25 protein-coding genes are annotated in these 26,517 nt (G+C 58.0%); 9 read left to right on the top strand and 16 right to left on the bottom strand.

Annotated features, from left to right (window positions below; all coding sequences use genetic code 11):
• Positions 1 to 117: 117 nt before the first annotated feature.
• The 4 genes from ACNA0I_RS02075 to ACNA0I_RS02060 form a co-directional block, all read right to left on the bottom strand.
• Complete coding sequence (locus tag ACNA0I_RS02075) at positions 118 to 1,092, bottom strand: FecR domain-containing protein (protein WP_415804394.1); 975 nt, start codon at positions 1,090 to 1,092, stop codon at positions 118 to 120.
• A gap of 7 nt (positions 1,093 to 1,099) precedes the next feature.
• Complete coding sequence (locus tag ACNA0I_RS02070) at positions 1,100 to 1,648, bottom strand: sigma-70 family RNA polymerase sigma factor (protein ID WP_415804393.1); 549 nt, start codon at positions 1,646 to 1,648, stop codon at positions 1,100 to 1,102.
• Between the two features lie 64 nt (positions 1,649 to 1,712).
• Positions 1,713 to 3,824 carry a TonB-dependent receptor gene (locus ACNA0I_RS02065; protein WP_415804392.1) on the bottom strand — a complete coding sequence of 704 codons (2,112 nt, stop codon included), beginning with the start codon at positions 3,822 to 3,824 and terminating at the stop codon, positions 1,713 to 1,715.
• A 50-nt stretch (positions 3,825 to 3,874) separates the two neighbouring features.
• The gene (locus ACNA0I_RS02060) at positions 3,875 to 4,855 is read right to left on the bottom strand and encodes a CobW family GTP-binding protein (RefSeq protein ID WP_415804391.1); all 981 of its coding nucleotides are present in this window, start codon (positions 4,853 to 4,855) and stop codon (positions 3,875 to 3,877) included.
• A gap of 314 nt (positions 4,856 to 5,169) precedes the next feature.
• On the opposite strand from ACNA0I_RS02060, the gene ACNA0I_RS02055 reads away from it, so the two are divergent.
• Positions 5,170 to 6,297 (top strand): aminotransferase class V-fold PLP-dependent enzyme, encoded by a 1,128-nt coding sequence (locus tag ACNA0I_RS02055; protein WP_415804390.1) that lies wholly within the window; start codon positions 5,170 to 5,172, stop codon positions 6,295 to 6,297.
• A 199-nt stretch (positions 6,298 to 6,496) separates the two neighbouring features.
• Entirely contained in the window at positions 6,497 to 7,138 is a 642-nt protein-coding gene (locus tag ACNA0I_RS02050; RefSeq protein WP_415804389.1) for an HD domain-containing protein, read from the top strand.
• 99 nt (positions 7,139 to 7,237) lie between these two features.
• Here ACNA0I_RS02050 and ACNA0I_RS02045 read toward each other — a convergent pair whose 3' ends face one another.
• Genes ACNA0I_RS02045 through ACNA0I_RS02035 form a run of 3 tightly spaced genes read right to left on the bottom strand, consistent with a single transcriptional unit; the run spans position 7,238 to position 9,502 of the window.
• A complete protein-coding gene (locus ACNA0I_RS02045) occupies positions 7,238 to 8,200 on the bottom strand; it encodes a GlxA family transcriptional regulator (protein WP_415804388.1) in 963 nt (320 codons plus the stop codon).
• A gap of 58 nt (positions 8,201 to 8,258) precedes the next feature.
• Entirely contained in the window at positions 8,259 to 8,882 is a 624-nt protein-coding gene (locus ACNA0I_RS02040; RefSeq protein WP_415804387.1) for a TetR/AcrR family transcriptional regulator, read from the bottom strand.
• Positions 8,879 to 9,502, bottom strand: a complete 624-nt coding sequence (locus tag ACNA0I_RS02035; RefSeq protein ID WP_415804386.1) for an NAD(P)H-dependent oxidoreductase — start codon at positions 9,500 to 9,502, stop codon at positions 8,879 to 8,881. Before ACNA0I_RS02035 ends, ACNA0I_RS02040 begins: the two co-directional genes overlap by 4 nt.
• A gap of 303 nt (positions 9,503 to 9,805) precedes the next feature.
• Here ACNA0I_RS02035 and ACNA0I_RS02030 point away from each other — a divergent pair, with 303 nt between their 5' ends.
• The 4 genes from ACNA0I_RS02030 (at position 9,806) to ACNA0I_RS02015 (ending at position 14,958) form a co-directional block, all read left to right on the top strand.
• The gene (locus ACNA0I_RS02030; protein ID WP_415804385.1) at positions 9,806 to 10,714 is read left to right on the top strand and encodes a polysaccharide deacetylase family protein; all 909 of its coding nucleotides are present in this window, start codon (positions 9,806 to 9,808) and stop codon (positions 10,712 to 10,714) included.
• Complete coding sequence (locus ACNA0I_RS02025; protein ID WP_415804384.1) at positions 10,711 to 12,219, top strand: M81 family metallopeptidase; 1,509 nt, start codon at positions 10,711 to 10,713, stop codon at positions 12,217 to 12,219. The genes ACNA0I_RS02030 and ACNA0I_RS02025 overlap by 4 nt, the downstream gene beginning before the upstream one ends.
• Before the next feature lie 274 nt (positions 12,220 to 12,493).
• Entirely contained in the window at positions 12,494 to 13,828 is a 1,335-nt protein-coding gene (locus ACNA0I_RS02020; RefSeq protein ID WP_415804383.1) for an MFS transporter, read from the top strand.
• Between the two features lie 98 nt (positions 13,829 to 13,926).
• The gene (locus ACNA0I_RS02015; RefSeq protein WP_415804382.1) at positions 13,927 to 14,958 is read left to right on the top strand and encodes an AraC family transcriptional regulator; all 1,032 of its coding nucleotides are present in this window, start codon (positions 13,927 to 13,929) and stop codon (positions 14,956 to 14,958) included.
• A 37-nt stretch (positions 14,959 to 14,995) separates the two neighbouring features.
• Here the strand turns inward: ACNA0I_RS02015 and ACNA0I_RS02010 are convergent, their stop codons facing one another.
• Positions 14,996 to 15,925 carry an aromatic alcohol reductase gene (locus ACNA0I_RS02010; protein WP_415804381.1) on the bottom strand — a complete coding sequence of 310 codons (930 nt, stop codon included), beginning with the start codon at positions 15,923 to 15,925 and terminating at the stop codon, positions 14,996 to 14,998.
• A 285-nt stretch (positions 15,926 to 16,210) separates the two neighbouring features.
• On the opposite strand from ACNA0I_RS02010, the gene ACNA0I_RS02005 reads away from it, so the two are divergent.
• Together ACNA0I_RS02005 and alaE are read left to right on the top strand one after the other, a co-directional pair.
• On the top strand, positions 16,211 to 17,116 hold the full coding sequence (locus tag ACNA0I_RS02005) for a LysR substrate-binding domain-containing protein (protein WP_415804380.1): 906 nt from the start codon (positions 16,211 to 16,213) through the stop codon (positions 17,114 to 17,116).
• Positions 17,117 to 17,171: 55 nt separating this feature from the next.
• Positions 17,172 to 17,636 carry an L-alanine exporter AlaE gene (gene alaE / locus ACNA0I_RS02000; RefSeq protein ID WP_415804379.1) on the top strand — a complete coding sequence of 155 codons (465 nt, stop codon included), beginning with the start codon at positions 17,172 to 17,174 and terminating at the stop codon, positions 17,634 to 17,636.
• A 127-nt stretch (positions 17,637 to 17,763) separates the two neighbouring features.
• On the opposite strand, the gene ACNA0I_RS01995 is transcribed toward alaE, so the two are convergent.
• From ACNA0I_RS01995 to ACNA0I_RS01960, 8 genes are all read right to left on the bottom strand, one after another.
• Complete coding sequence (locus ACNA0I_RS01995; protein WP_415804378.1) at positions 17,764 to 18,339, bottom strand: YdeI/OmpD-associated family protein; 576 nt, start codon at positions 18,337 to 18,339, stop codon at positions 17,764 to 17,766.
• Between the two features lie 110 nt (positions 18,340 to 18,449).
• Positions 18,450 to 19,340 (bottom strand): sugar phosphate isomerase/epimerase family protein, encoded by an 891-nt coding sequence (locus tag ACNA0I_RS01990; protein ID WP_415804377.1) that lies wholly within the window; start codon positions 19,338 to 19,340, stop codon positions 18,450 to 18,452.
• Positions 19,341 to 19,344: 4 nt separating this feature from the next.
• A complete protein-coding gene (locus ACNA0I_RS01985; RefSeq protein ID WP_415804376.1) occupies positions 19,345 to 20,550 on the bottom strand; it encodes a dihydrodipicolinate synthase family protein in 1,206 nt (401 codons plus the stop codon).
• Positions 20,551 to 20,580: 30 nt separating this feature from the next.
• The gene (locus ACNA0I_RS01980) at positions 20,581 to 21,756 is read right to left on the bottom strand and encodes a Gfo/Idh/MocA family protein (protein ID WP_415804375.1); all 1,176 of its coding nucleotides are present in this window, start codon (positions 21,754 to 21,756) and stop codon (positions 20,581 to 20,583) included.
• Positions 21,757 to 21,798: 42 nt separating this feature from the next.
• Positions 21,799 to 22,773: a tripartite tricarboxylate transporter substrate binding protein gene (locus ACNA0I_RS01975; RefSeq protein WP_415804374.1), complete on the bottom strand. Its 975-nt coding sequence runs from the start codon at positions 22,771 to 22,773 to the stop codon at positions 21,799 to 21,801.
• A 127-nt stretch (positions 22,774 to 22,900) separates the two neighbouring features.
• The gene (locus ACNA0I_RS01970) at positions 22,901 to 23,545 is read right to left on the bottom strand and encodes a TetR family transcriptional regulator (protein ID WP_415804373.1); all 645 of its coding nucleotides are present in this window, start codon (positions 23,543 to 23,545) and stop codon (positions 22,901 to 22,903) included.
• 176 nt (positions 23,546 to 23,721) lie between these two features.
• Positions 23,722 to 24,453: a class I SAM-dependent methyltransferase gene (locus ACNA0I_RS01965; RefSeq protein WP_415804372.1), complete on the bottom strand. Its 732-nt coding sequence runs from the start codon at positions 24,451 to 24,453 to the stop codon at positions 23,722 to 23,724.
• Positions 24,454 to 24,546: 93 nt separating this feature from the next.
• Positions 24,547 to 25,137, bottom strand: a complete 591-nt coding sequence (locus tag ACNA0I_RS01960; RefSeq protein WP_415804371.1) for a TetR/AcrR family transcriptional regulator — start codon at positions 25,135 to 25,137, stop codon at positions 24,547 to 24,549.
• Positions 25,138 to 25,210: 73 nt separating this feature from the next.
• Here ACNA0I_RS01960 and ACNA0I_RS01955 point away from each other — a divergent pair, with 73 nt between their 5' ends.
• Positions 25,211 to 26,455, top strand: coding sequence for a glycosyltransferase (locus tag ACNA0I_RS01955; RefSeq protein ID WP_415804370.1), 1,245 nt, complete (start codon positions 25,211 to 25,213; stop codon positions 26,453 to 26,455).
• Positions 26,456 to 26,517 lie beyond the last annotated feature (62 nt).

Genomic DNA, 26,517 nt, shown 5'->3' with positions numbered 1-26,517 from the left:
TCTGTTCAGCTTGCCAGGGGTCATTCGACGTCCTTGAATCAGGTAGAAAATGAGGCTTCTATCTGTAAGGCCGAACGAAAAACGCAAACAGCTCACATAATTCAAAAAAAAACGGCGTCACGACGGACGCGCCCGCAGCGTGACCCAATAATTCGTATAGCGCCGAACGTCGACGGGCAGCTCATACTCCAGCGCGCGCAGAATCCGATCCGTATCCGCGAGCGGAAATGTTCCCGAGACCAGGAGCGAGGCGATCTCGTCTTCGCAACCCAAATGGCCGCGCCGATACCGGGATAGTTCATGCAGGAATTGGCGCAAGGGCATTTGCGTGGCCACCAGCATGCCGCGCGCCCAGGAGGCACTGGTATCCTGGGCGGGGCCGGCTGGAATGACGTGCATGCCGTCAAAGCGCGCGCGGAAACCGGCGTGTACGACTTCAGCTACAGAATCGGTACGCGTGGCACGAATCTCTACCGCGCCCTCATACACCTGCAGTTCACTATCGCCGCCATCTTGCCGTACCAAAAAACGCGTTCCCAGGGCACGTAATGTCCCATGGGCGGTTTCTACCAAAAAGGCGCGGGCGCGAGGCGCGACATCTGCGGTGGTCGTCACCAGAATTTCCCCATGCAATAGCACCAGCCTGCGCTCATTCGAGTCATAGCGCACATTGATGGCCGTGCCTGTATTCAACACGACCTTGGAGCCGTCTGGCAGCGTCAGGTGGCGAGATTCCCCGATCCGAGTGGACTCGTCGGCGCGCCAGTCGACCCAAGGCGCTAAACGCACTGTCGCTATGCCTGCGCCTGTTACGCCCGCCAGCAGCAATAGTGTCTTGATCGCTTGGCGCCGACCGGTTCCCTGGGGCGTCAATAGCGTTGCTTGCAGCAGCGGCTCAGGGACATCATGCAGTTGTCCCGTCACCGCCTGCACACGTTGCCACGCGCGCTCGTGTTCCGGATTCGCTCTGCGCCACTCCAGACATGCCTGGCGCAGCGACGCCGGAGCGCCCTCGGACTGTAGATCGACCCACCATTGGGATGCCCGGCGCACGAGGCGCGGGTCCAGGGCAGAGTGAGAGGACGAGGTCATATTGAGGTCACTGCAGCAGGCAGCACTGCGTGAGTCCGCGCACGATATGGCGTTTCACTGTCGCGATAGAGATACCTAGCTCGGTGGCGATACGTGCGTGTGTCCATCCACTGAGTTGCGACAGCAGAAACGCCCGCCGCACCGCCGACGGTAATTGCTCAAGCAATGCGTCCAGGGCGTTCAGCGCCTCTAATTGCAGCGCCCGTGTCTCCGGTGAGGGTTGCAATGGTTCCGGCAGTTGCTGCAACGCCTCCAGATAGCGTTGTTCCAGAAGCTGACGCCGGCGAAAGTCACACACCAGTCCGTTGGCGATGGTCGCGAGATAAGAACGCGGTTCGCGAATGTTGACAGGTTCGCTCTTGCTGAGGATTCGGACAAACGTGTCCTGAGCCAAATCCGCCGCATGGTGCACGCAACCTAGTTTGCTGCGTAGCCACTTTTGCAGCCAGAGGTGATTCTCGGCGTACAAATCCTCGATAGCGTGGATATCGGGTAGGGGGCCGGCAGGCATGGCAGAGGAGGGCAGGATGGAAATGGTAATAATAACCATTTTCATGAATATGGGCATCCATTTGCGCAGCAGTGAGCGCGATCTTGAACCTGGATGGAGCCCTGACTGCCTAGAATGTGGCGCGAGTCGTCAGCAAGACGGTTCGCGGCGCGCCCAGCAGCCACGTCGAGTCTGACCCGGACACGGCATAGTCGCGATCGGCCAGATTCTTGACCGTCAGCATGAAGCTCAGGTTGGACGAGTATTCGTACGTCAGCGCCGCATCCACAACGGTGTAGCTCGGCAGCCAACGGGAATTTGCTGCATTGGTTGGCCGGTCGCCGACATAGCGCACGCCCGCACCGATCTTCCACTGCGGCGCAAACTGCCATGTCGTCCAGAGATTGGCCATGCGTTCGGGGACGCCCGTGGGCACATTGCCGCTGCGCGAGACCTGTGCGTCGGAAGCCAATTCACTGAAGTCATCATAACGCGCACGGAGCAGCGCAATGTTTGCATCGATGGTCCAACCCGGGAAGGGCTCTGCCGCGAAGGCCAGCTCGATGCCGGTAGAGGACTGCCGGCCAACCTGTTGCGCGATTGTGGGATCGTCCGGATCGCGTGAAAGCAGGTCGCGCTTTTCGATACGGTAGACTGCAGCAGTCCATTGCCCCCGGATTGATGGCAATAACCCTTTGATACCGGCCTCGACCTGATGTCCGCGAGTCAGATCCAGATCCGTTGCGCCACCGGGCAACGAGAGCGCCCCGCTCAGAGGATCCGTACCCGTGGAATACTGTCCGTATAAGGACAGCGTTTCGTTTGGCGCCCACACGATACCGATCCGGCCAGTGGTGGGATCGTAGGTTTTGCCTTGATGCACGCCCGTGCGCAGGTTGTTGTCGTCGAGCCGCATATGCTCGTGGCGCAGGCCGCCCACCAGCTTCCATTCGGGCGTCAGGTCCAGTGCGTTCTCGAGAAAAAAGGCGGTAGTCTGCAGTTTGGCACGACGCCCTCGCGTGGTGGAATCAGGACTGCTAAAGTCTCCTCGCTCGAAATCATAGGGATCCACGACGCTGCTGCCGCCATATGGCGAATTGTTTGAATGCAGCAGGGTGGTGCGATACCAGTCGATACCGACGACCAGCTGATTTGGCAGTCTCCCGATATTGCCATTGAGCGTCATATCGAACCGATTACCCGTTTGTTCCTGGTTGTGCAGGATCTCTAGATAGTCTTCACGAATGATCGAAGTGCCGGCGGTGTCGAATCCATAGGACTCCGCGTTGCGCCAGTGGCGTTTGGACGTCAAGTAGTACGTCTCGTTGCGCAATTGCAGGTTGGGGCTGACGTCATATTCCACTTTGGCGCGCCAAATGCGGTCGTCGTAATGCACCACGGCGTCGGAGACGTTGTAGTTCATGCGTTTCAGGCTGTCGTCGAAGTTGCCATCGCGCAATGGTGTTCCGAAATACCGCGCATCGTCATTGACGCCGCCATCGAGGGAAAAGGTCGCCTTCAATCGGGACGTCGGTTTTACCGAAAGCGCCAATGCGTAGTTGCGTCGTTGGACGTCTTCCAGTGCGCGGTATCCGTCGCTGCGCTCGCCATCGACATAGATCGAATACGCGACCATATCGTTGACAGGTCCGCGCAGGCCGACGCCACCCTGCACTACGCCATACGAGCCTACTCCCAGAAAGGCCTCGCGCTGCGTTTCATCCCAGATCGGTTTCTTGGTGACGTAGTTCACCGCCGCGCCGATCGCTCCATCTCCGTAGAGCACCGACGCTGGTCCGCGCAGGACCTCTACGGATTCGAGCGGCCAAGTGGAAAAGGGATAGGTAACGGTTCCCGCGGCGACGACTTGGCGCGTGCCATCGACGAGTTGCGCGATCGAACTATGACCGACAAAGCCTCTGGCCACCAAGGAAGTGCCCCCATTGCCCGGCGAAGGGGCTTCCGTGATGCCCGGCATGCGTATCGCGGCATCCTGCGCGCGCGTGAGACCGCGGTCTGCCATTTCGACACTGTTCATGACACTGATGCTGGCAGGTGTTTCCAGCGGCGACAAGCCTAGCCTCGATCCGACCTGCTCTGGAATATCTAATCCCAGTGAGCTGCCCGGCGCGACGTATACGCCTTGGACTTCGACCGGCGCCAGTGTTGCCGCCGGGGTTGCGCCCTCTTGAGCCAAAGCTACGCTGCTGCCGAGCAGCGCGGCAATACCGATGATTCGCATGACTATGTATTGTTGTTGTGACGGCGCCATGGCCGCAGCTGTATCGGACCTTAGTGCGAGGACACCAGGGCCTGCGTCAGACCACGTTCGAGTACCTCGCGGGGCAGTCGGCGGCCGATGAAGACAAGTCGGCTTTCACGGGCTTCGCCTGGTTTCCATGGCGCTCCGGGTTCCGAGCCCACCATCATGTGTACGCCCTGCAATACCATGCGCCGGCTCGAGCCCTTCACCGACAGCACGCCCTTGTAGCGCAGCAGGTCATTGCCGTAGACCTGAACCAGGCCGCCAAAGAAATCTTCCAGCAATAAAGGGTCAAACGGTTTCTTGGATTCAAAGACGAAGCTGCCGACATCGTCATCGTGCTCGTGGTCCGTATCGGTCAAAAATTCCGGTTCGATTTCGAGGATGGCATTCAGGTTGAAACCACGGATGTCCAGAATCTCAGCAATCGCCGTTTCGCCAAAATGGACGCGAGAGATCGGTGCCCGTGCATTCATACGGCGCAGCCGTTGCTCCAGGCCCTCTGCGTCCTGGGAGTCAACGAGATCAGTCTTCGATAGCAGGATTCGATCAGCAAAGCCGACCTGTTCTTGCGCCTCATGATGCTCGTCCAACTGTTGGGGGGCATGCTTGGCATCGACAACCGTGACGATAGCGTCGAGTAAATAGGCCTCGGCAATCTCATCGTCGACGAAGAATGTCTGCGCCACTGGTGCGGGGTCGGCCAAGCCAGTCGTTTCGATGATGACACGTTCGAACGCTGCCTCGCCTGCTGCCTGCCGTCGCGCCAAATCCCCCAATATGCGGACCAGGTCGCCACGCACAGTGCAGCATATGCAACCATTGTTCATCTCGATAATCTGCTCGTTGGCTTCTTGGACGATCAGCTCGTTGTCGATCCCGGTTTCGCCAAATTCATTTTCGATCACCGCGATGCGGTGGCCGTGGTTCTCTTGCAGGATGCGGTTGAGCAGGGTGGTTTTGCCGCTGCCGAGAAAACCGGTAAGGATGGTGACTGGGATTTGCGCCATGGTCAGGCCTCGATAGGTCAGGAGATACAGAAACGCCGCGCCATTACGCTGCGGCCAGCAGAAAAAGCGAGCTGGCTGGCGATTGGTCGCCGCATACGTTGTCCAAATTGATATGTTATAACATAACATCATTTGGATGATCGGCTGCCTGGGTCGGAGCTCTATTGCGGATAACGCAATGAGCCGCTCTTCATTAGCGGAAGGCGCTCTTTTAAACGCGACATGTCATTTTCAGGTCGGTATAAACTGGGTCGAAAGCCAGCCGCCCTGATTGCTGTGGGGGCGGCACTCGTACCACACTTAGGAGAGAGAACATGCCCAGTCTGTTGCCCGACGTTGACCCGGACGGTTTGCTGGAATACTCGGTGGTGTACACCGATCGTGCCGTCAATCACATGTCGAACGCTTTCCAGGGCGTGATGAAAGACATTTCAAGAGTGTTGAAGCAAACCTACAACGCCTCGGCCGCCATCGTTGTGCCCGGCAGCGGCACCTTTGGCATGGAGGCTGTCGCACGTCAATTTGCCACCAACAAGCGTTGCCTGGTCATCCGTAATGGTTGGTTCAGCTATCGTTGGACGCAGATCTTCGATATGGGAAGCATTCCCTCGGAATCGGTAGTGCTCAAGGCGCGTCCCGTCAGCGCTGGCAGGCAGGCGCCTTTTGCGCCTGCGCCGGTGGACGAGGTCGTGGCGGCCATCAAACAACACAAACCCGATCTGGTATTCGCCCCGCACGTCGAGACCGCATCAGGCATCATCCTGCCCGACGATTACCTGCGCAAAGTCGCCGACGCCGTGCACGCCGAGGGCGGACTCTTTGTGCTGGACTGTATTGCGTCGGGCGCCATATGGGTCGACATGAAGGCGGCCGGCGTTGATATCCTGATCAGCGCTCCGCAGAAGGGCTGGTCGGCATCGGCATGCTGCGGCCTGGTCATGTTGGGCGAAACTGCGCGTCAGCGTATTGGCGACACTGTCAGTACCAGCTTTGCGGCTGATTTGCGTAAATGGCTGCAAATCATGGAGGCGTACGAAGGCGGCGGACATGCCTACCATGCGACCTTACCGACGGATTCATTGACGGTTTTGCGCGATGCGATGTTGGAACTCGAGGCCTATGGCGTCGATAAAGTCCGCGCGGAACAGCAGGCGCTGGGCGACGCCGTGCGTGCGTTGTTGCGGGAAAAGGGCTTTAAAAGCGTGGCGGCCGATGGTTTTGCTGCGCCCGGCGTTGTCGTGAGTTATACCGATGATGACGGCATCCATTCGACTCGCAAATTCGCTGCGGTAGGTATACAGGCGGCCGCGGGTGTGCCGTTGCAGTGCGACGAACCCAGTGACTTCAAGACGTTCCGGTTGGGGTTGTTCGGTTTGGACAAGCTGCACAATCTGGACCGTACCGTGGGGAGTTTGAAGCGGGCGTTGGATGCCATGTCGTGATGGCGCTTTAACCGTACGGTGATGAGCACGACGAGCCTGCTGGAAAACCGCTTTCCAGCAGGACGGCGCGGTCCGGCCCAGGTATAAAACGACGCAAGTTTGTCCAATTTCGCTGTAACGCGCTCGTTGTGGACCGCCAGGCCGAGTGATGAAATGAAGATCCGTTGTCAGATTGTTAACTCACTCGGAGCATTCGTTCATGACCGAAACTATCGCCGGTATCCACATCCCGGACAGTGCTATCGCACGCGCCGCCACTCAACTCGTTCGCGACACGGAGGATGATCTTCTCTATCACCACAGTCGGCGAGTGTTCTGTTGGGGGGCGTTGACTGGGGAGCGTCGTGGCCTGGATTTTGATCCGGAGCTGCTGTATCTGGGTGCCATGTTTCACGATATGGGGCTGGCAAAAACATATTCCAGTCCCGATTTGCGCTTTGAGGTTGATGGTGCGAACGCCGCGCGCGACTTCATGAAGAGCTATGGCGTTTCCGAACGCGACATCGAAGATGTCTGGACGGCGATCGCATTACATACGACACCAGGAATCCCCGAGCATATGCGACCCACCGTTGCCCTGGTAACGGCTGGGGTAGAAATGGATGTGCTCGGCATTGCTTATAACGATTTCACTCATGACCAGCGCGAGCACGTATGTAAGTGTCATCCGCGCGGGCTGAACTTTAAAGAAAATATCATTGATCATTTTGCGGACGGCATACGCCATAAGCCGCTGACGACGTTCGGCAACGTGAAAGCTGATGTGCTCGAGCTCAAGGACCAGAGCTACCAGAGAATGAATTTCTGCTCAATTATTCGAGGCTCAGCCTGGCCAAGCTGACCTAATGGGCTAGGCGCTCCTCGAACGCCGAGTGTATACCGAGAATCAGGGCGCGCGGCAGATCTGCTTTCTCCACGACGCGTTCGAGGCAGGCTTCACTCATTGTCTGAAGCTGGCGCGATACTGCGCAGGCGTCACGCCTAGCCGTTCCTTGAAAACAATGCGCATGCGATCCGCAGCGCCGAAACCGCAGGCATAGGCGACTGACTTCAGAGGGCTATCGCTTGCTTCCAGTATCGTGCGCGCAGCATCGACACGTATGCGTTGTATAAATTCGTGCGGCGTAACGCCGGTTTCCTGTATGAAATGCCGAGTGAGATTACGGGGGCTCATCGATACCTCAGCCGCCAGCGACGCAAGGGTGTGTCGTTTTTGAATGTCTGCCGTGATTAACGTCTGGATCCGCGCCACGGGCGAGTCTGGATCCTGAGTTGCAGTCAGGAAGGGACTGAATTGCGATTGGCCGCCCTGACGCTGTGCCACCACGACCAACCGCTTGGCCACTGCCAGGGCAATGTCGCGCCCATGGAATTCGCGGATGAGCGCGAGTGTCATGTCTATCCCGGCCGTGACACCGGCGGACGTGATCAGGCGGCCGTCGCGGATGTAGATGGCATCGGCTTCGACGTTTGACCCGGGAAACATGGTTGCCAATTTCCCTGCGTTCTGCCAGTGTGTCGTGACGCGATGTTGTTCGAGCAGTCCTGCGTGGCCCAAGATAAAGGCGCCGGTGCAGATAGAACCATAGAGCTCGGCATGGCTTGCCGCTCGTCGCAGCCACTCGTTGAGCTGAAGGTCCGGCGCCGCGTCTGGCAATGCAGGCCCGCCAGCGACTAGCACGATATCGAACGGCCGCGAGGCTTCGCCAAACGTCATATCTGCGATCAACCGCATTCGATTGGAAGCATGAAGGGGAGCTCGACTAGCCGCAACGAGGACTATTTCATACCGGTCCTCATCTTTCAAATGGCCATTGGCCTCATGAAATGTGTCGACCGGGCCTGCAACATCCAACGCCTGTACGCCCTCGTGAATGACGATAGCGACCGATCTGTTTTTCACCTTGCGCTCCTTGCGTTGCATATTTTTATCCGGGCGGCACTGTTGTTCCGGGATGCTCTTACTTGCTGCGCTTGACCATCGCACGGATGGTTTCCGCCAACTCGTCCTGCGCTTGTTGTTCGCTGATGTCTCCGACGACGGCCGCCTGAGAAAGCGCATCGGCGGCCCCAAGCATCGCCCATAGACTGGTCTGCGACACGCCTTGCGTACCAGAAAAAGGTGCAAGGATCTGCTTGCACTTTTCGATGAATGCCAGTTGGTACTGGCGCTTGACCACAGCGAGTTCTGCAGAGCCGCTGAGGGCTGCGAGCAGTTCTGGAATCTCGCGCCCCTGGGTCAGCACGCAATTAACGTAGCTGGCGGCGATAACGCGCGCCTTTTCGTTCAAGCTCGGTTTGCTCGCGGCAATTGCCGCATCAATCAGCGCAGTCTGGCGGATATCGTAATCCTCATAGAGCGCGGCCAACAGCCCATTGCGCGTACCGAAGTGGTCATAGGCCACGGGCTTGGTCACCCCGGCTTCCGCAGCCAGCCGTCCCAGTGTTAGCGCATCTGTGCCTTCGTCGCTGATCAGTTTCCACGACACATCCAGCAGTTGGCGCAGCCGCGCTTCCTTGGATAGGCGGCGAGGCGCAGCCGACGCGGCCCGGCGTGGTGGGGATTCCTGTGAACGATTTTTCATATCTCGATCGCCTCTGCCTCTGTAGCGGTATGGGAAGCGAAAATCCCATTACCGATTGCTCGCGCCATATCGAGGTGCGCCGCGGGGAATCCGGCATCGGACGCAAGCAGCAACTCCGACGTCGCAACACGCGCACCACAATAGCCGAAGATCCCGTGGTCGATTTGAGTCTTCATCGCATCGGAGTACCCGTGCCGGGAATATGTGCGCCGGCTGGCGCCGCCCAGTCCGATCAGATGTATTGGCAGGCGATGCAGTTTCTTGACGAGCTTGCCATCTGCGTCTTCCTCATACGCCCAGCCCTGGGTGAATACTCGGTCGATCCATCCTTTGAGCAATGCAGGGAAAGACCACCAATACACAGGATAGGCCAATACCAGAGCGTCCGCGCGGTCGATACGTGCGTGCTCTGCCGCGACATCAGGCGAGGGCGCCGCTTCCTTCAAATGCAGGGCTACGTCCGCCTCGGTAAACCGCGGGTCAAAGCCCTCTGCGGCCAGGTCGGCGATTTCGAAAGTGTTCTGAGGGTTTGACGCGGTGATGCCCTCTGCTATCCGGGCGGCGACCGCATGGGTCAGCGATGCTGGGTCGGGATGTGCGACGACGATAAGGGCATGCATGGTTGGTTACTCCATCGGAAGTTAACCTACCGATAGTAACCTACTAATAGTAGGTTTTGTTTTTTATTTGATGGAGCGTGAAATTGAGCGTTGTATTGACGGGAAAGGGGTACGGGATCGTTTGCTAGTGCATGCTTGGGAGCACGCCTAGTTTTCGAGTATTTCTTGGCGCATCGCATTTCATCCGGTTTTGGCGCGATCTGAAAAAATCTTGTCCCGTTTCGTCAATCGACTTTAATCAGGGCTCCTAAAGTGTTCGCAACTTAGCCAACACCGTGCGCTACGCGCGGATAGGAGTCCGTTATGAACGATCAAAACAAGATCCAACCCTGGCAATGGCCGGAACAGGAATGGCGGCGTTTAGTCAGCCGCGTCAGAGCAGGGCGGCGGCTACGTCCCCAGAAATGGAAAAACGGCGCACAACTAGCTATCGCGTTGGCCTTCGACTCAGATCATGAGACCAACGAACTGCGCGACGGTGGTCGCTCGATCAACCGTCTTGCGTGGGGCCAGTACGGCCACCGAGTCGGCGTCCCTCGTATCTTGGATCTGCTGGAAAAACACGCGATCCCAGCCAGTTTCTATGTCCCGGCCGTAACAGCGTTGCTATACCCCGAAGAGCAGAGAAAGGTAATCGCAGCCGGACACGAGATCGGCATCCATGGCTGGATCCACGAGTTGAACTCCAATCTCAGCATGGAGGACGAGCGGAGCCTGATGCTGCGCTCGCTTGACGCGTTGGAAAAGGTGACGGGAAAGCGCCCCACGGGCTTTCGTTCGCCCTCGGCAGATTTCTCCGAAAACACACTGCAACTGTTGCGTGAGTTAGGCATTTCGTACGATTCGTCACTGGCAGCCGATGACGATTGCTACGAGCTGGAGATGCACGGAGAGGCCACCGGCATCGTCGAGATTCCCTTCGATTGGGTGCGCGATGATGCGGTCTATTTCCTGATGCATCGGTTCCAGGGGCTGCGACCCTACACCCCGCCCGCCGATGTGTTTGACATCTTCAAGCGTGAATTGGACGCCGCCTATACAGAAGGCGGTCTGTTCGAACTCACCATGCATCCGCATGTAATTACCAACCGATCTCGGATCTGGATTCTGGACGAGTTAATCAAGTACGCCAAGACGCTGCCGGGCGGAGTGTGGTTTGCGCGGCATGACGAGATCGTTGCCTATGTATTGGCGAACGGGGAAAAACAATGACATCAGCTTTGCGAGTCTTTGTAGCGGGGTTCAAGCACGAAACCAACACCTTTGCTGCGCACTTGGCCGATTGGGCCGCATTCGAGCGTGGAGAGAGCTTTCCGCCTCCCACTCATGGCGAGCTCATGCTTGACATGGTGATGAAGGTCGAGATTTCGGCGACAGGCTTTGCACGCCAAGCGCAACAGCGCGGCTGGACCTTGGTGCCTAGCCTGTGGTGTGGGGCGGTGCCTTCTTCTTATGTTACCGATGAGGCATTTGAACGTATTTGTGAAACTATCGTGGCTGACGCGGAGCGTATGGAATACGACGCGATTTATCTCGAATTGCATGGCGCGGCAATGGCGCAATCGTTCGACGATGCGGAGGGTGAGCTACTGACACGCATTCGTCGAGTGGTAGGTCCGTCAGTTCCTATTGTGGTCAGTCTGGATCTGCATGCGAACGTCACAAAGGCCATGCTTGAACAGGCGGATGGCCTGGTTGCGTTTCGTACATACCCGCACATTGATTACGTGAAAACCGGCGAGCGTGCCGCAGAGTTGCTGGACCGGTATCTGCGCAACGGCGCGCGTGAAAAGCTCCGCGTAGAACGGTTACCCTATCTGATTCCGGTTAATTCTCAAGGCACCGCATCCGACCCGGCAAAAGGCGCCTATGAGTTGTTGAGCGACATCGACGAACGCTTAGGCACGATGACCAGTTTTTGCATGGGATTTCCGTCTTCGGATTTCGAAGAGTGCGCTCCCGTGTTGTGGTCTCATGGTGATCGTGCGGAGGAAGCCATCGCGACCTTGCTAAAGCGGATCGCGGAACCTGAGCAATGGCGCTTGAAGGCACTGAAAGCAAGGGAGGCTGTCATCTCCGGCCTGGAGCGCGCCGCGTCAGCTCGCCGCGCTATTGTGATCGCTGATACACAAGACAATCCTGGCATTGGCGGCACCAGTTCGACAACCGGAATGTTGCACGCGTTGCTGGATGCCAAGGCTGGCGAGGTGTTTCCAGGGCGCGTAACGCTAGGCGTGCTCTATGATCCTCAGGCCGCTGCTGCCGCGCACCGAGCAGGAGTCGGACAGACGCTGGAAATCCAACTCGGCGAATCTGTAGAGACGCCGACAGGGCCGAGCGAACCTCCCGTTTCCGGGACATTCCGTATCCTGGCTTTGTCAGACGGCGTGACGACGTTCAAGGGGCCCAAGATGACCGGCTTTCAAACTCGGCTCGGTCCTAGCGCCTGTTTGGAAATCGATGGCGTGTTGATTGTCGTGGCGAGCGGCCGGATCGGGGCCCAGGACCGCGAGCTTTTCCGGATGGTGGGTATCAACCCGGAGGAAATGAAGATTATCGTCGTCAAGAGCACGCAGCATTTCCGTGCCGATTTCGAAGCAGTCGTGGAAACCCCTGACACCGATATTCTGTATGCTTTGGCGCCCGGTATGCTGGCGGCCGATCCGGGTGATCTGCCATGGAAAAAGCTTTCCCATGCCACGCGGGTTCGCCCCTGAAGTCTCTGCGTAGTCTGCGCCCCTATGGACCACGGTCTTGATTCCCTGCGATACCGATATCGTGGTCGTCCGAATCAGTGATTCCCCCAATATGACTTGCCCCAATCCGACAAGTGCATGTCCCATTCTGACAAGAGTGTTTTGGCAACTGGATCACTATGGCGCCTAAGCGCAGCCAATTACTCCAGACAGGTACGAAACATAAAATCGGAAGATAGGTTGCGTCCTCACAAGAAACAAGAACGCTGGTCCTAACCAACATCTCGAGGGCGAAATGTCTACACAAACACCCGCGGTCAATGCGGCCGCTCACCAAGCGTTGTCGAATACGACGACGCGGCGCAGTATCGCGAGCGTACGCACGATTCTGGCGCCAGTGATGGGCAACGTATTGGAGTGGTACGACTTTGCCGTCTACGCATTCGTTGCGGGCCTGATCGCAAAGAACTTCTTTCCATCCAGCGATCCTGCAACGGCCTTGTTGGCGTCGTTTGCCGTATTCGGCGTTGGGTTTGTCGCCCGCCCTCTGGGCAGTATTGTCATCGGCCGCATTGGCGATACCCGCGGCCGCAAGGCTGCGCTGTTACTGACCGTCTATATGATGGCTGCGGGCACGCTGCTGTTGGCGATACTGCCTACGTACGCAAGCGCGGGCATCATCGCGCCGGCACTACTGGTGTTGGCGCGTTTGCTACAGGGGTTCTCGGCAGGTGGTGAATGGAGTGGGGCGATCAGCTTCATCGTCGAATGGGCGCCAGAACGACGTCGCGGCCTGTACGGCAGCCTGCACATGGTCGGTGTCGTTGGCGGCCTGTTGTTGGGATCCGGTGTGGCCGCTGTGCTCAATTCACTATTAACGCCTGAAGAAATGCTCGAGTGGGGATGGCGCATGCCCTTTATCATCGGCTGCGTCATCGGACCCTTTGCACTGTGGATGCGCAGATCCATCGACGAGACGCCCGCTTTCGAGCAAGCGGCGGCGTTGCAAGAGCGTCCTGTCCCCATGCTGCAGGATGGCGCGGGGTTCAAGCTGTCGGTCAGAGCATGTGGCATGTCGGTGCTGTCCAATGTCAGCTTCTACATACTGTTGTTCTACATGCCTACGTGGGTGACATCGAATCTGCAGGTGACGGCATCCGAGGCATTGTGGGCTAATACCGTGGGACTATTGCTGCTGGCGGCGCTGACGCCAGTGTTTGGCCAGATATCCGATCTGATAGGCCGCAAGACCGTCCTGATGTTTTCCTGCGTATTTGCATTGCTCGCCTCTTACCCGGCTTTTAACCATCTGGTGTCTTTGACGCCCGCAACATTAAAAGACCTGCTGATGGTGCAATGCATATTCTCGGTGATCCTCGCGGCCATCGCGGGTGGATTGCCAACGACGTTGGTCGAGATGTTCCCGACTCGCAATCGCACGACTTGGATGAGTATCGGCTACGGCGTATCGGTGACGTTATTTGGAGGCTTCGCGCCGTTCGTAGCGGTATGGTTGATCCAGAAGTTCGAGACGCCGATTGCACCCGTTTACTACCTGATGGGCGGTGCATTGTTGTCAGGCATAGTCACACTTTTCGCGCGAGAAACCGCCTTTGCCAAACTGAAGTGATCGCCGGCAAGGACATGCCTGTGCAGCGCAGGCCGATCGCAGCCGCAAATCTATTATGATTCGTACTGCCATCGGCCTCGTCGGTTGGGGAATAAGCAATGGAAGCGCGAAACAGAAGAACGATCCGCAGCGCCACGCTGGTAGGTTTTCCCGACGCAGCCCGCGCGGTGGGATTGGACCCCGCAAAGATGTTGACCAGCGTGGGCCTGGATATCGCCTGCATGGAGGATCTGGAAACCCAGATTTCCTTCGACGCATTCCTCAAACTTCTGGCCGAGTGTGCTCGAGTGTCCGGTTGTCCAGACTTCGCGACACGCGCTGCAATTCAACGCGGCATGCCCAACCTGGGCGAGGTTACGCTGTTGATGCGAGAGGCCGAGACTGTTGAGCAAGCGATCAATTTCTATACATCCCATTTGACCTTGCATGCCGATGGGACCTTTATCCAGCTGGATAAGCGGTTTCAGAATCCGCTGGTAGTGATAGAGATCTCGGCACGCACTCGAGAAGAGTCCTTTCAATGCACCCAATTCGCATTGGTGGGCGTTACGATGCTGGTGCGCTGGTTGTTGGGCACAGACTTCCAACCCGACATGATTGCTCTGGCATTCGCCAAGCCGCCAAATATGCGGGTATTTCAGCGATTCTTTAAGTGTCCGGTGCAATACAAACAGGTCTTGTCCGGGCTCGTCATTAATGAAAGCATCCTGCAGCGCACGCCGGTGACCTCATCCCCGTTTCTGAGGCGCTTGGCCATGCAACAGCTGACGCCCATCATGAAACGTTCGGTGACCAGCTTTTCGAACAAGGTGGAGCGCCAGATCAGAAAGATGTTGGACGAGGGCAGCTGTGATGCGGAATCGTTGGCCGCCCATTTCAACATGGACCGCCGGACGATGAGTCGGCATTTGTCGCATGAGAAGGCCACCTTCTCACGCATACTCCAGTGCGTGCGGGCGGATATCGCGTCTAGGGCGTTGGCGGAAACTAGCAGTTCGCTGGCTATGATTGCAGACCAGACCGGGTTTGAAAGCCTGAGTTCGTTTTCCCGGTGGTTTCAGAGTTCGTTCGGCTGCAGCGCCAGCCAATGGCGCAGTCAACAGACTGCACGAGAGTCTGAGGAGTCCTGATCACAGGATAACCAACGCTGGCCGATGTCTTCCAAGGTCACGAGCCCAGCTTCGCCCTCAAGTAGCGTTCGACGTCGATCGTCTCATAGCTGTGTCGGGCATTGAAGGTCTGGGACTTTTCCCACCACATCCCATCGCCCAAGGCGAACGCCGCCCGATAGCGTGTCATCACGTCATCAGGAGTTTGGGCCAGATCGGTTCGCAATTTTTCCAGAGTCCATACGGTCTTCTCAAAAGCTCGACCCGTGACGCGTTCAATCACTTCTGCCAACCGCCCATATGAGATCGTGTCACCAGCGACGTAGACGACTTCGTTGGTAATCCTTGGCTCGGCCAGCAGGATCTCTGTGGTGAGCAAACCGATATCCTCGGGAGTGGTCACGGTGACTTTTGTTTCCCAACTGCCCAGGCCGTGAATGGTCTTTCGTTCCAGATTCACGACATCGAACGCCGGCTCAAACAGGAAACTCGTGAACATTCCCGTCGACACGATCACCCACTCTGTGTCTTGTTGGCTGCGCAACAATTGCCGCACCGCATATTGTTCGTCGAATACGGGCTGCCCGCTTCCATTGCCAACGACGTCATAGTCGACGCCGAACTGCCACGGGAAATAGCGCCTGACCTTCGCTGTCAACACGGCTCTGCTGATCTTTAACTGCGTGCCAGGGCCAGCCACGAAACCCGAGCAATTCAAGACTGTGTCGTAGCTCTCAAAAAGCGTCGACAGCGATGCCTCGTCAGCCGCCAGGTCAAAGCCTATGACCTCGATGCCCAGACCGCGAAGCTCAGCGAGCGTTTCGGTATCTCGCGCCGATGGGTGATTGACCGTATTCGGAGATACCAGGGCAGTCACCGATATCTGCGAGCTGTGGGCACGAGGACCGAGCGCGCGCAACACCGCTATCCCGAGCTGACCAGCCCCCAGAACAAGCACGCGCTGCCGCTTGGGTTCACTACGATTCATTAGAGGATTCCTTAATAAAATCGATGTAATCGCCGTAGCCGAACATACGAATCCGAATGGAACTAAGAGGTTTCAATGATTCGGATTTTCGACAAATGCCTTTTTTTCCCGAGATTTCGGGATGCATGGACTGATGATGAGCCAAAACGAGGTGGCGATAAAGCCTGGCTAGAAAAATTAATAATTTGAATTAATGCAATAATATTCGGCCCTGTCTACGTCATTGCAACGCGCGAACGTTCTCCGGACTCGCCATGCCATGACCACATCGAGGAGCGGCATCGCATGGATCGACTACAGGCCATGGAAACCTTCGTGCGAGTGATCGAGGCTGGCAGTTTCAAGAACGCTGCCGACACAATGCAGGTGCTGCCTTCCACCGTGACGCGCACGATCAAGGAACTCGAATCGCATCTTGGCGTGCGACTGCTGAACAGAACGACGCGCGCGCTGAGCGTCACAGATGCCGGCCTGCGTTATTACGATGGCTGTAAGGCGCTCTTGCGGGATGTGCAGTTGACAGAGGAAATGGCCGCGCAGCATTCAGGCGTGCTGCGTGGATCCATCAGGATAGGCACCACCCCTACGTTAGCCAAGAATTTCATCATTCCTGTCTTGCGGGACTTTACGGATCGCTATCCCGCAATCGACGTAGATTTCCATCTGTCCGATGCCACCGTAGACATCGTCCAGCAGGGTATCGATTGCGTCATCAGGACCGGAACGCCGCAGCCATCGCGACTGGTCGCGCGGCGCATAGGACAATTTCATTGGTACCTATGCGGCTCACCGGATTACCTCAAGCGGCATGGCATGCCCACTAGGGTCGCTGCGCTGAAGAAACATACGGCCGTGGGGTACATAGGCAGCCGTTCTGGTCGTGCCACCAGTTGGACTCTCCGCGAGGGTTCGCAGATCATCACGGTTCCGATTGCGAGCCGCATCAGCGTGAACGATACTGATGCTTATGTCGCAGCCGGTGTGGCTGGCTTTGGCTTGATCCGTGTCGCGAGCTATATGGTGCGCCAGCATATCGCGGAGGGTCGGCTGATCAGGCTGCTGGAGCATGCCGAAGCGTCGACCGAGCCCATTTCCATTCTGTATCCTCAGAGCCGTCATCTTTCTCCAGCCATTCGCGCGTTCATTGACTGGTGCACCGGGATCATTGCAAAGGAAGCCGCGGACTGGTAGAGGTTGAGCTGAGGCTACTGACTTAACAACATCGATATTTCAGGATTGCACCACATTGGCGAATTTACAAGAATCCGTACCCCATACCAGGCGAGCCTATATTGCCGATACCTTGGCACTGATCCTGTTCTTTACCACGACAGGGATTATCAACGAGCGCTTCATCGCAGGAATGACATGGGAGCAAGTGCTGCATGCGCGACTGTTGGGCGGCGCGCTGATGATCCCGGTCGGCAGGCCCTACGGGATATGGCGGGATTGGATAATGCGCCATGCCAAGGAAACTCGGCTGTCCCGTCTTTTATGGGACAGCTTGGCTCTCATGAGCTTTCAGGTTCCGATTTACGCCGCGATCATTGCGTTTAGTGGGGCTTCTGGGAGCGGATTGCTGCGTGGGGTTCTGGGGGCCGCCGTCATGATGCTTTTTTTAGGGCGCCCCTATGGAGCATTCCTCAATTGGGTAAGAAGTCTTTTCGGGCTGCCTCCTGGCGGGGACAAGCCGATGTCTTTGAATGGATAAAAAAGGTATACGGCCAAGCGGCGAGTCAAAGTGTGGTGAAAAAACGGCTTCTTACCGGCCTCATTGACGGTCATTGCTGCTTGCTCCTCGCACTGGATGAGCTTTACAGTTTTTTGTGTACTTTTTCTCAATGGAAGCGCTCGCCGCGATCAAGCTGGGCAAGGATTTGCGCCAATCTTCTGGCGCGCGTCTCGGCGCGTTTGGCCGTGTGAAGCCGATAGTAGATCGAATAGAGATTCCTCCGATCTAGTGTCTGGAAAAAGGCCCTAGCCACCGGCATTGCTTCCAGAGCATCCAGGAAGTCTTGCGGGATGGTCATGGTGGCGGAGCCTTCGTAGGCGCTGTCCCATTGGCCGCCAGCCTTTGCCGCTTCGACATGGGCGAGGCCTGCGGGCGTCATTCGTCCCTCTGCGATGAGCCGAGTCGCATGTTCGCGATTTTTGGCTGACCAGTTTGACTTCTGCTTTCGAGGCGTTAGGCGTTGTAGAAACGAAGCCTCATCTAGCGGCAGCTTTTTTCCATCGATCCAGCCAAAGCGAATGGCCTCGATCACGCAATCCGCCCACGTGACTGACTGCTGGCCGGACCCTTTCTTGAAGATCCGTATCCACACCTCGCTGCAGTGCTGATGATGGCTCATCAACCACTCGCTCAATTCTGCAGCGTTGCGGAAGGCGATCGGTTCCTGTTTGCTCTGGGACATGCCGTGAGATTAACAGAACTGAGAGCACGTCGGAAACGAACTGACCGAAGCCCGCGCATTTGCAAGATGGCGAGCTGTATGTGCCTAACGTTCAACGTAAGGAGCCTCCGTTAGACCACCTCCCGATGGCGTTCGATGCACACGTCGAGCACCTGCCCACCGGGCCGTTGCCACCAGTCCATTTCGGAAAAAATTTCGACTTCGCTGTATCCCGCGTACCCCGCTGCCTCCACCCATCCACGTATCTTGCGCAGCTCGATGACGCCGTCGCCCATCATGGCGCGGTCCGACAGCAGGTGACGCGTGGGCAGTCGCCAGTCGCAGACATGGTAGGCCATGAGCCGCCGTTTGCCGGCGCGTGCGATCTGGCTTTGCAGCGCCGGATCCCACCAGACATGATAGACATCCAGGGCGACGCCCAGCATGGCGGGGGTCGTGTGATCGTCAGTCGGATCAAGCTCGTCGCACAGGTCCAGTGCATGGGCCAGCGTATTGATGCAGGCGCGGTCGGCCGCCTGCATAGGGTGCAGTGGCTCGATCGCCAGCGGCATGCCGATTTCTCGCGCATACGCGAGCGATGCGGCGATACCGTCGCGCACTTCGCCTCGTGCTCGGGCGATGTCCTTGTAATGCGGCGAGCCCTCCAAAGCGCCGGGCAGTGCACCCACCACAAGCACCAGGCAAGGTGCATCCAGCGCCTTGGCCTCGTCCATGGCATGCCGGTTGTCATCCAACGCTGCCTGTCGCGATTGAGCCGTCGAACCGGTGAAAAAACCACCCCTGCAGTAACCCGATAAGGCAATGCCGGTGTCCCGTAATTGGGCGCGGATTTGGGGTAGGCCTACTGCAGCGACTTGATCCCGCCATGGGCTGATCGCGCGTATGCCGCGTGCGGCGCATTGCTCAATGATCCGTGGCAGGGGCGTCTCTACACCCTTTTGTTTGCGGACTGTCGCCGTGTTGATGGAGAGCCATGAATGGTCGTTCGAGAAGTCGCGCATGTCGTTACTCGATGCCGTGCAGTGCAAGCAACGTGCGCATGCGGCGCACCGCCAGTTCCGGTTGTTCCAACAGCCCCGCTTGATCGGCGAGCCGGAATAGCTCGGCCAGGTGCAGTACCGATCGCGCGCCCTGTTGAGCGCCGACCATCGTGAAGTGATCCTGATACCCGTTGAGCCAGGCCATGAACACGATCCCGGTTTTGTAAAAGCGAGTGGGCGCCTGGAAGATGTGCCGCGATAGTGGGACTGTCGGCGCCATCAGTGCGTGAAAGCGTTCGGTATTGCCTTGCGCCAGCTCACCGAGCGCGGCGCTAGCCACCGGGGCGATGGCGTCGAATATGCCCAGCAGCGCGTCGCTGTGGCCGTGGCGTGGATGATCGCCATCGCCGTCGCCTGCAATGAGCTGGGCATAATTGAAGTCGTCGCCCGTGTACATACGCACGCCTTTACCGTCGTTGCCGCCGTGAGTGGGCAGTCGTCTGCGCATGGCGATCTCTCGCTGCGCGTCAAGTAGTGAAATCTTGATGCCGTCAACCTTGCTGGCATGTGCGGAGATTATCTCCAGCGCGGTCTGGGTGGCCTGATCCAGATTTTCCGTGCCCCAGTAACCTGCCAACGCGGGGTCGAACATGTCGCCCAGCCAGTGCAGGATGACCGGTTCGCGGGCTTGTTCGAGCAGGCGTCCATAAACGCGAATGTAGTCATCGGGCGAGCGGGCCACCCGGGCCAATGCACGGCTTGCCATGAGAATGATTCGGCCACCCAGTTTTTCGATCGCGGCCATCTGTTCTTCATAGGCACGAATGACGTCGTCCACACTGGTCGCGTCCTCGGGAGGCAGGTGGTCAGTGCCGCAACCGCTGGCCACCAGCGCGCCCGGCACGTCGCGCGCCGCGTCTAGCGATCGGCGAATCAGTTCCAGCGAGGTCGGCCAGTCTAACCCCATGCCGCGCTGCGCGGTGTCCATGGCTTCGGCTACACCCAATCCCAGCGACCAGAGATGCTGACGATAGGCGATGGTTGCGTCCCAGTCGACAACGGTATGCACCCAGGGATCACGTGCCGCGAGCGGGTCGGCTACGACATGGGCGGCCGAGTAGGCGATGCGGTCGAAAGAGACCTTGGACGGGCGTGCAGGCACGATTCCGCGCAAGGTATAGGGCGCAAGCGGCGCGTCCTTCGAGACGGGAAGGGATAGTGTCAATGCCATGTGAACTCCTGAAGAGGCGGCCTGTGGCGGTTAGATCGAAAGCGGTTCGAGATCGATCCAGCGCCGGTCGCGCCAGCTTTGCAATGCGGCTTCTACCAATTGCACTCCCTTGGCTCCTTCGGGCAATGTCCAGGTGTAAGGCGTGTCTTCGACGACGTGGCGGATGAAGTGTTCCCACTGAACCTTGAACCCGTTGTCGTAGACTGACGAGTCCGGAATCTCCTGCCACTGATCAAAGAAGTTCATTGTTTGTTTGACATCCGGATTCCAGACCGGGCGCGGCGTGGCGACATGCGATTGGGCGCGGCAATCAGACAGGCCCGCGACAGCGGATCCGTGTGTGCCGTCGACGTGGAAAGTCACCAGGTCATCGCGGCGCACTCGCGTAGCCCAGCTCATGTTCAACTGCGCGATTACCGGCTCGCCGCCATGGCCGCGCAATTGTGCTGTCGCATACGCGGCGTCGTCCGCTGTGCAGGCGTAGGGCTTGCCTGCCTCGTCCCAGCGTTGCGGAATATGCGTGGTGCCCAGGCATGAGATAGACTGAACTTCGCCGAACAGGTTATCCAGGACGTATCGCCAGTGGCACATCATGTCCAGGATCATGCCGCCGCCGTCTTCGGCGCGATAGTTCCAGCTCGGCCGTTGAATGGGCTGCAGGTCGCCCTCGAATACCCAGTAGCCGAACTCCAGGCGTACCGACAGCATGCGGCCGAAGAATCCGGCACGACGCAGCATATCGAGCTTGCGCAGGCCCGGCAGGAACAACTTGTCCTGCACCGCGCCGTGCTTGATGCCGTAATCCTGGCCAGCCTGCTGCGCCAGTCGCGCGATCTCTACAGCCTCGTTCAGGTTCGTGGCGATGGGCTTTTCGCAGTAGACGTGCTTGCCTGCCTGGATGGCGCGGGCGAGCAGCGCAGGACGCATCTGCGTCGTGCCCGCATCAAAGAAAACGGCGTCTTGCGAGTTGGCTAGCGCTGCATCCAGGTCGGTGCCCCATCGTTCTATGCCGTGCGCGCGAGCCAGGGCTTCGATTTTCTCGGCGTTTCGGCCGATCAGGATAGGGTCGGGCATGACCTTATCGCCATTGGATAGTGTCACGCCGCCTTGGGCGCGGATAGCGACGATGGAGCGGATCAGATGCTGGTTCATCCCCATGCGTCCGGTGACGCCGTGCATGATGATTCCAAGCCGTTGCGTGGGCATGATGGTTTTCCTTCGAGTCGTAGAGATGGGCGTGTGGCCCGTTTACTGCGCCGAGATGCCGGCCGCCTGGACGATGTCGGCGTTGGTGCCGATTTCCTTTTCGATGTACTGATCGAACTGCTCGGGCGACAGCGTCCACGCCTGGGCGCCGAGCTCCAGAAAACGAGCCTTGACGGCATCCGATTCGAGCGCCTTGGTCGCTGCGGTGTGCAATTGATTGATGATGGGACGCGGTGTTTTGGCGGGCGCCAGCATGCCGATCCAGAAATTGAATTGGGCCCCAGGTACGCCAGCCTCGACAACAGTGGGCACATCGGGCAGCACCGCTGCGCGTTCGGCGGAGCCGACAGCCAGCGGCTGCAGGCGTCCCTCCTTGATCTGGCCGATGACCGGAGCGATGGGCGAGAAGTAGTAATCGACGCGTCCAGCCAGCACTTCGCTCACAGCTTCGGATGATCCCTTGAACGGGATGTTCACGGCATCGATGTTGGCGGCGTCTTTGAATTTTTCGGCATTCAGATGCGTGGCGCTGCCTTGACCGGCGGAGGCGAAATTCAGCTTGCCGGGATTCGCGCGAGCGGCTGCTAGCAGGTTCGCTACGGTCTTGTAGCCTTTCTCAGGAGACACGACGAGCACGTTGGGTAGCGAGGCGAGCGGCGTGATGCCCGCAAAATCAGTCTTCGTATCGAAGGGCAGCTTTGCAAAGGTCGAAGGGCTGACCGTGTGCGAAGAAGAGTGAAGCAATAGTGTGTAGCCATCTGGCGCAGCGGTCGCTACGGCCTGCTGACCAATCGTCCCGCTTGCTCCGCCACGGTTCTCGATCACAAAAGGTTGGCCCAGGTTTTCACTCATTTTGTCGCTGATGACGCGGGCGATGATGTCGACGGTGCTGCCAGCGGCGAACGGCACGATGACGCGGATCGGTCGGGATGGGTAGTCGGCGGCCATGGCAGGCAGGGCCACGCAACCCAGCAGCGAAGCAAAGATGAAGCGCAGCGAATGACGGCGCAAAGGCATGACCTGTCTCCTCTTTTTCTGCTTTAGGTGTCGCAGCAGCGTCAGGTGCCGATGCAACTTAAATCACCAGTTGGTGAATTAAGAAAATAATAGAGGCCCCAGTCCGTTCTTGTCAACGGGGCGATTGCTAGTTCCTGAGTACGTAGCCGAGGACGACGTCGCAGATGTGAGAGAGCCTTTCCTGGTGCGCCTTGGGCGTCATCAGATCGCGTCCGAATACGGCTGACAGCGTGTAGTGATTCGACAAATAAAAGTAGGCCATGCCGGCGATCGAGACGTAGAGCTGCATCGCGTCGATACCGCCTCGAAATAGTTTCTCGCGCCGGCCGCGTTCCAGGATCTCCCCCAGCGTCTCTATGAGGGGGGAGTTCATCTCGCTGATTCTTGCGGAGCGTGCGAGGTGTTGGCCCTCGTGCAGGTTCTCGCTGTTGAGCAGCGTGAGAAACTCGGGATGCTCGATGTAGTAGTTCCAGGTGAATTCGGTGAGGCGCCGGATGGCCTGGGCTGGCGGCATGTCATGCAGACGCAGCGCCTGTTCCGCTTGGCGGATGCGCGCATACGTGTTTTCCAGGACCGCGAGGAACAGGGCGTCCTTGCTCTGGAAGTAATAGTAAATCAGGCGCTTGTTGACACCGGCCCGTTCCGCAATGCGATCCATGCGCGCCCCAGCCAGGCCGTAGCTGGAGAACTCGGCAACCGCAGCATCCAGAATGACCTGTTGCGAGCGGTCGGCATCGCGAGAGCGGATTTCGGCAGAGGCTGGATCTGGCATTGTTAACTAAATGGGGAATTATGGAAAATAGAAAAGGCTTTCCATAGTATCCGAGATCTAGAGATCATTCGTCGCTGGAAGGCCGATCAGGGCTTTGCGCAGGTCACGTCATATTTGCTGGTTACGCCTTCCTCGACGACGCAGGGTGGATGTCCTTACGGCAGCCCGCCAGTCGGCTAAGCTACATGCGCAGCAATCAATAGCATCATAGGACGCTCTAGTTCCTCAGCGAGCCCAGGGTTCTGCTCGATCTGATCTACAGTCGGCGCGAATTCTTCAACCTGATCGATCTGAAATCCATTCCGGATGAGCGTATTCAGCGTCGTTCCAAGTGTCCGGTGATATTTCAGGACGCCATCAGCGAACCAATTGGTGCGACGTTCTCCTTCAATCGCATAACCATTCACCGGCCATGTCTTGCGACCTTGACCATCCTCGATCCAGCCCGGCTGCGACGCAGCCATGAAGATCGGGTGTTCAATGGTGAATACCAACGCACCGCCTGGCACCAGGGCCTGATGCATTGTACCGACGAGACGATCAAAGTCCTCGACATAATGAAAGGTGAGGGCGCTGTAGATCAGGTCGAAACCGCGAGCCTGCAGTTCGAGTGTATTGAGGTCGGCAATACGATATTCGATCGCGCCATCGCGTGTATCCACGCGGGCGCGATTGATCATATTCTGCGATAGGTCGTATCCGATTACCGAAGCAGCCCCGTTCTCGCGCATCCATCGAGACGCCCATCCAAACCCGCAACCGAGATCAACGACGCGCTTGCCCTGCAACGGTGGCAGCATCGCTTTGATAGCGCTCCATTCGGGTGCACCCTCCAGCCCGTGGACCTGTCTGGGGAGCTGGCTGTATTTATCGAAGAACTGCGGGTCGTCGTATATGTTCTGTGCCATGTTTGCTTCCTTTGAAAGATTGGACGAGGCGTTAACGACACCGATCGGTGAGTAGCATGTCTCGGTCAATAGGCATTCATTTTATGGACACGCTCATCCCGCTCCATCGACAAACAGAGCAACCACCATATCGAATTCCTTTCGTAGATCAAGCCTGGGCTCTGTGAGCCAGCGCATCAGGGCGCCGAGATACAAGTAGTGGAAGTAAGTCCCTAGCTGCTCTGCCGAGCGCTCTGCACGCAGCTCTCCTCGTTCCTGCGCTGTGGCGATCAACATCTGCCAGACCGGCAATAGGCCTGTGTCTTTCTGCGCCGCCGCGCTCGGATCGAAAGTCGCGAACTTGTGCCGGATGTAGGGCAGCAAGTAATCCGTGTGCTGCTCGCACCACTGCGCAGATCCGTGCAGCAAGTCCAAGACGCTACTGCGGAAGCCGGCTTGGCCGTCAATGTGGAAGTTCTGCTGTGCCAGATCAGTTGCCAATTCATCCTCCAGCACACGTTCCAGTAGCGTCTCCTTTACAGCAAAATACTTGTACAAAGTACGTTTGGATACGGCTGCCTGGCCGGCGATCTGTTCCATGGTTACATGCGCGTAACCATGCGATCGGAACAGTCGCTCAGCAACACGCTGGATATGCGCGGGGATCTCTGCGCGGCGGTCGGGGCGTATGAGCTTGCGTGGCATGCTTGATGGTGTTGTGGCGAGTGAAAAATGATATGCTAAAAGTATACGTCGTTTACTTTAGCGTTGAAAGTCCATGAAAATAGTCGTCCTGACATATGGCACCGACGGGGATACGCGCCCATTGATTGCGTTGAGCCACGCACTGATCCAAGCCGGGCATGAGGTTTCCTTGCTGGGAGAGGCGCGATCATTGGGATTGGCGCAGCGGCTTGCAGTGCCGGCCGTGCCTCTGGCCGGGGATATTCGAACGCTGTTTACGCGGTGGAGTCAGTCGGGCGCACGAGGCACAGCCAAGGCGTTGGTAGGGCTGACGAATGCGAACGCCGCAGCGTGGATGGCACAGACGTTCGAGGCCGCGCAGGGCTGCGATGCAATCGTGGTGTCAGGACTGGCTGGCTTTGTTGGGCTCTCCGTCGCGGAACGTCTGGCAGTGCCTGCCCTTGGCGCCGGGATGATCCCGCTGACGCCGTCGAGTGAATTTCCATCCCCTTTCTTGCCGTCCGCGTGGGTTCCCAATCGATTGAACCGGGCAAGCCTCGTCCTGACCAATCAGTTGCTGTGGTTGGGCCTCAGGAAAGCACTCAACCGTGCCAGAGCCGATGTGCTTGGGTTGCCGCCCAGGGCAAAGCTTTGGACGGAACATCCGATGCTGTACGGCATTTCACCCACGCTATTGCCACAGCCTGAAGACTGGCCGGACAACGCCGCCATGTGCGGCCAATGGGTGCCGTCACTTAGCACCGACTTTGTCCCGCCGGCCGAGCTGACGCAGTTTCTCGCTGCCGGTCCCGCGCCGATCTATGTAGGCTTTGGCAGCATGACTGGCATCGACCTGCCACGCATGCTTGAAGCTGTCATCAAAGCATTGAACGGTCGCCGTGCGGTGGTTTGGCCGGGGTGGAGCGACATCGGATCGATGCCTCTTCCGAACAATGTTCTGCGCATTGATGCCATGCCGCATGACTGGCTGTTCCCCAAAATGGCAGCTGTGATTCACCATGGCGGTTCGGGGACATCGCATTCGGCTGCGAGGGCAGGAAAGCCATCCATTGTGATCCCGTTTGCGGGGGATCAGTCTTTTTGGTCGGATCGGCTGTATAGGCTGGCGGTGGCGGCGCCTGCGGTGTCTCCTGGTCGGTTGGATACTTTAGTTCTGCGCGATGCTATTTCGTTTGTAGAACAGCCTGCTGTCATCGAACGTGCGGAAGCTGTAGGGCGGGCTATGGCTGGCGAGGATGGACTGGCTGTGGGAGTGAGAATGATTGAGAGACTTCTTGTTTCCGGTGCGGGGTTGAATCCATGCCCCATCAAGGACTAAGCTGACCCTTTGCTATCGAGAGCGGCGCCCGTGGATTCCTGAGGCAGCAATACCGAAACCGC

The sequence above is a fragment of the Bordetella muralis genome (genome assembly GCF_965139205.1).
GTDB classification, from domain to species: domain Bacteria; phylum Pseudomonadota; class Gammaproteobacteria; order Burkholderiales; family Burkholderiaceae_B; genus Bordetella_A; species Bordetella_A muralis.
Note: the sequence above shows the minus strand (reverse complement) of the source record. Positions and strands in the feature narration are given on the sequence as shown.